Raw genomic sequence first — 5118 nt, forward strand, 5'->3', positions numbered from 1 at the left:
CAAAAGAACGATTTGTAGCAAGCATTAAGCAAGTTGAATTTATTTTGTTTTTATATTTGATACATCTAAATAATCAGGTTCAAAACTGAATGTATAATCAGCTATTTTGCTGGAGTTAAAAGTAGTCATTCCTACTGTTCTTGAAATAGGAATCAATACAGCATCGTCATGTAGTGCAGTTATAATACTATTGTATACTTTTTGTATTTCTTTTTCATCAGTCATTGCGTTTAAACTTCTAATTGCTTCATCTGAATTATTCATGCTGGTTAATGCTTTCGATGTCATATTATCCATGACAGGATTTTTGGAAAATGATGCAACCAGTCTGTAAGGATCCATAGGAATATTATATGTTATTCCAATCGCCATTTGATATTTTCCTTCAGAAATATTTTTATAATGATTCATTGTTTCAGAACTGGAAGTTTTCGTTTCAAATCCTACTTTCTTTAGATCTGTTGCAATGGCTTCAGAAATATCTTTTAGCATAGCTTGTTCACTGGCACAAGAGATATTAACAGAAAGTTTAACCCCATCTTTTTCACGAATGCCATCTCCATCTTCATCTTTCCATCCAGCTTTTTCAAGTAAGTCTTTCGCTTTTTGCTCAGAATAAGAGTATGATTCGGTGTCAACATTACAATATGGCAAATTTTTATCTAATATAGAAGTTGCTTCTTTTTCTACATCGCCTAAAATATTTTTTCTTATGGACTCGGTATTTATGGCATGATTTATAGCTTTTCTAACTGAAATATCATTAAATGGAGCGATGTCCGAATTGATTCCAACATATCTGGTCTGTATAACTGTTTCTGATGTTTTTCCTGTAAAATTCTTATCTTTCTGCAAAGTGTTATAAGAATCATAGCTTAGGTTGTTAGTGCCGAGAATCATATCTATTTCATTGTTTCTCAGAGCAAGTAATTTTGCATCATTATCCGGAATAACTTTTATCTTAAAAGTTTCTACATCAACTTTTTTACGGTCGTAATTTGGATTTTTCACAAATGTATAAGTATCATTTTCTTTCTTACCATCATACATATACGGACCGGTTCCCATTGTAGCATTTTTAATTGAGTCGGATAGAGAACCATCTTCATTAAATGCTTTTGGTGACATAATTCCCATTGGCAAAGGAAGTGTAAAATCCGTAAGAGCTCCATAATATGGGCTTGATAACTTTACAGATACAGTATGCTTGTCAATAACAGTAACTTTTTCTATAAGCGTGCTTGTTAAACCAAAGAAACCATTGTATGTTCCTAAATTTTTACCAACATTTTCAAAGTTTTTCTTTACCACTTCAGCAGTTAATTCTTCCCCATCAGAGAATTTAATATTCTTTTTTAGATTGAAAGTATAAGTCATATTGTCTTTGCTGACTTCCCATTTGTCAGCAAGTCCCGGGGTAAATTTTCCATCTTCATATTTTACAAGCGTTTCATAGAAGTTGGGAATGTAGTATAACAATCCGAAAGTTCCATTTGCCATTAAAGGTTCTTGAAAGACAGAGAAACCTCCATCAAAATTCCAACTTTCACAGAATGTTAACTCTTTTGTTTTTTGTGAGTTTTCATTTCCGTTTTTTGAACTGCAACCCGTTGTAATAGATAGTATCATAACGAATACAAGTAATACTCCTAAAAATTTTTTTGTATTTTTCATAAAAACACATCCTTTCTTTAAACTATATTTTTTGTTTTTGCCCATCATTAACTTTAAGTAGTTTCGTAAATCATCTGTCATATGGAGATTTAGGAGGTAGGGCATTGATGAGCTCCCTTGAATATTCTCCATGAAATGAATCATACGAAACAGCATTAGGTATTTCTTCTACTATTTTTCCTCCTTTCATAACGAATATGTGATTTGCCATATATAGAGCAACATCAATATCATGAGTAATAAATAAGTAGGTAATATTGTTTTGTATTCTTATATCTATGAGAAGGTCTAAAATTTTCTTGCGTACAGTTGAATCTAATCCACTGACAGACTCATCGAAAATAATATATTTAGGGTTTACACATATTGCCCTTGCTATACAAACTCGACTTTGTTGTCCGCCAGATAACTCATGGGGATATTTCGATAAAACCGTTTCAGGAAGTTCCACTTTTTGTAATGTTGATAAAATCAATGAGTTGATTTCTGCTTTATCTAAGTGGCATAATTTGCTGATAGGTTCATACAGACTTTCGTAAATCTTTTTTCTGGGATTCAAAGCTCCAGAGCTGTCTTGCAATACCAGTTGAATATCTTTTCTCATAGCGAGAAGTTCTTTTTTATTCATTTTCCATATGTCTTTATCATTAAAATAAATTGTGCCTTCACTGGGGGGAAGAATGGCAGATAGCATTAGAGAAAGTGTACTTTTTCCAGATCCGCTTTCACCAACCAGTGAATAAGATGAGTTGGGAAGTAAAGTAAATGAAACATTATCTACAGATATAAACTCCTTATTACCCGATGAATCACACTGATATTTTCTACTCAAACTATTTGCAACAATCATTTTTTTTACCTCCTTTCAAAAGATTGGAAAGTAGAAGTTCTTTGGTATAGCTGTTTTTTGGAGAATCAAATATGTCGTATACGGTTCCACTTTCAATAAAATTCCCATCTTTCATAACAACTACATTATCAGCAAGTTTTGCGATTACGCCAAAATCATGAGTAACGATTATAAGTGAAATTCCCATTTCCTTTATCTTTTTAAACTCCTCTAAAACAGTAGATTGAGTTTTTATATCAAGGGCAGTCGTAGCTTCATCTGCAATTATTATGTCGGGAGATAATGACAAAGCTAATATAATCATCAATCTTTGCAACATTCCTCCGCTTAGCTGAGAAGGAAAACTGCGAAAAATTCTGTGGACATCTTTCATTCCAAATTCGATTAGCATTTTCTCTAACATAGATAGAATCTCATTTTTGTGTAAGTTTTTGTGTATTTGTATTGATTCAATCATTTGCTTGCCTATTCTTGTCATAGGATCAAAGGCAACAATAGGATTTTGCATTATTAGTGCTATTTTATTTCCACGAATTAAATTCAATTTTTCTTCAGGTAAAGAAATGATGTTGTTATTCTCAAATATAATTTCACCGCTTATATCAAATGTTTTTTTACTCAACAGATCAAGGATACAACGACAAGTTAATGTTTTGCCACTTCCACTTTCACCGATAATACCTAAAATATCGCCCTTATTAAGACTGAAATTTACATTATTGACCAATTTCTGTTTTGTTTTTCTGTGTATCACACTTAAATTTCTAACTTGAAGTAGTGTATCCATATCTAATCCTCCTTCGGGGAAAGTACATCTCTTAAAGATTCTCCAAAAATATTAAATCCGGCAGAAGTTAGAAGAATACATAATCCGGGATAAATAATAAGTGTTGGATTTGAGTATAGGTATTGTTTTGAGTTTGACAACATAATTCCCCATTCTGGTATGTTTTCAGATAGTCCGACACCTAAAAAGGAATATCCTGAAATCATCAGAATAATAGCTGCAATTCCTGTACTAAAATACACAACTATGAGAGGAGCAATATTAGGAAATATATGTTTAACTATAATTTCTATGGAGTTGCATCCTGAAATTTTAGCTGCAATGATATAGTTCTTTCTTTTCTCAATTAGAACATAACTTCTAATTACTTTTACAAACCATATCCACATAGATAAAACTATGGAAATAATTAAATTTATGCTGCCTTGACCAAGTATTCCTAAAAGAGATAGAACAATGACAATAGGTGGAAATGCCATAAAAACATCACACAGTAGCAAAATTAGTTTATCTAAAAAACCTTCAAACCAAGCACTTATAGTTCCGACAATGGTACTAATCAAGGCTAAAATGAAAATACTTGGAAATGCAATGCTAAGTGAATATCGGGCTCCATAAATAAGCCTTGATAAAACACAACGCCCTAATTGATCTGTACCTAAAGGAAAATTGTGAGATGGAGTCAGAAACTTCTGACTAATGTCGACTTCATAAGGGCTGTTTGGTGCAATCAATGGTGCAAATATAGCTATAATAATAAAAATTATTATCAGCGATAAACCGAATAATAGTTGTTTGTTGGCAAGTATTTTGCGAAACATTTAATTATCCTCCTTTACAGTAAAAATATGAGGATTTAAAAAATGATTGATACTTTCGGATACATAGTTTGATATGACGAAGATTATACCAAGTATTAACATACAACCGGTAATTGCTGGAGTATCTCGATTTACAATGGCTGACATAAAATATGATCCGAGTCCCGGCCATGAGAATACATTCTCCACAATTACACTTCCCGCAATCATCATTCCTATATTTTGAAAAAATAAAGTAATCATTGGGGGAAGAGAGTTTTTTAGAATGTGTGCGTATAATATTCTTTTGTAAGATAATCCTCTTGCTCTGGCGTAGGTAACATATTCCTGCTCGGAATTTTCTAATAGAGTGGTTCTTAATATCTTTACAGATGAAGAAATAACAGGTGCTGCCAGAGTTATTGACGGAAGAATCAAACTCCTAAAGTTTCCGTATTCGATAACTTTAAAAATGGGAAGTTTAATTGCAAATATAGATAAAAGTACATATCCAAGCCAAAATGAAGGTACAGAAATACCTAATATGGTTATAACTTGAATAGATTTATCTATCAAAGTATCTTTTTTGTACGCTGAAACTAAACTAAGAGGAATAGTAATCACCGCAATAAAAAAAGAGATACAATTACCAGTTTAACAGTGGCAAAAAGTTTATCTTTAATATCACTTAATACAGGATTTGATGTTTGATAGGATATTCCTAAATCACCAATCAATGCGTGTTGCAACCATTTTATATATTGAATAGGTACGGGTTTATCCAATCCTTTCTCTATACGAATATTTTCAATTTGTTCTTTGCTTGGATTACCATACAGATGATGTCCTATTGTTTCAGCAGAGTCAATGGAGGATATATTTGCCAGAAAAAAGGATATTATACTGATCATAAATAGCACTAAAACCAATCTGAAAAATTTATTTATGATTCTCAAAATAATCCCTCCTTAACTAAAAAAATGTGAGTTAGCCTAACTTAACTAACT

Annotated in this window: 6 protein-coding genes; all 6 read right to left on the reverse strand. The window is 31.9% G+C overall.

Annotated features, from left to right (window positions below; all coding sequences use genetic code 11):
- Nucleotides 1–39: 39 nt before the first annotated feature.
- Nucleotides 40–1674: an ABC transporter substrate-binding protein gene (locus HMPREF9129_RS02530; protein ID WP_040552466.1), complete on the reverse strand. Its 1635-nt coding sequence runs from the start codon at nucleotides 1672–1674 to the stop codon at nucleotides 40–42.
- A 70-nt stretch (nucleotides 1675–1744) separates the two neighbouring features.
- A complete protein-coding gene (locus tag HMPREF9129_RS02535) occupies nucleotides 1745–2524 on the reverse strand; it encodes an ABC transporter ATP-binding protein (protein ID WP_004820023.1) in 780 nt (259 codons plus the stop codon).
- Nucleotides 2508–3311 (reverse strand): ABC transporter ATP-binding protein, encoded by an 804-nt coding sequence (locus HMPREF9129_RS02540; protein WP_004820025.1) that lies wholly within the window; start codon nucleotides 3309–3311, stop codon nucleotides 2508–2510. Before HMPREF9129_RS02540 ends, HMPREF9129_RS02535 begins: the two co-directional genes overlap by 17 nt.
- A gap of 2 nt (nucleotides 3312–3313) precedes the next feature.
- The gene (locus tag HMPREF9129_RS02545; RefSeq protein ID WP_004820026.1) at nucleotides 3314–4132 is read right to left on the reverse strand and encodes an ABC transporter permease; all 819 of its coding nucleotides are present in this window, start codon (nucleotides 4130–4132) and stop codon (nucleotides 3314–3316) included.
- Complete coding sequence (locus HMPREF9129_RS12175) at nucleotides 4133–4735, reverse strand: ABC transporter permease (protein ID WP_004820028.1); 603 nt, start codon at nucleotides 4733–4735, stop codon at nucleotides 4133–4135.
- Complete coding sequence (locus tag HMPREF9129_RS12180; RefSeq protein WP_004820030.1) at nucleotides 4732–5067, reverse strand: ABC transporter permease family protein; 336 nt, start codon at nucleotides 5065–5067, stop codon at nucleotides 4732–4734. Before HMPREF9129_RS12180 ends, HMPREF9129_RS12175 begins: the two co-directional genes overlap by 4 nt.
- Between the last annotated feature and the right edge of the window lie 51 nt (nucleotides 5068–5118).

Origin of the sequence: Peptoniphilus indolicus ATCC 29427 (assembly GCF_000227315.1) — a bacterium.
In the GTDB taxonomy this organism is placed as follows: Bacteria; Bacillota; Clostridia; order Tissierellales; family Peptoniphilaceae; genus Peptoniphilus; species Peptoniphilus indolicus.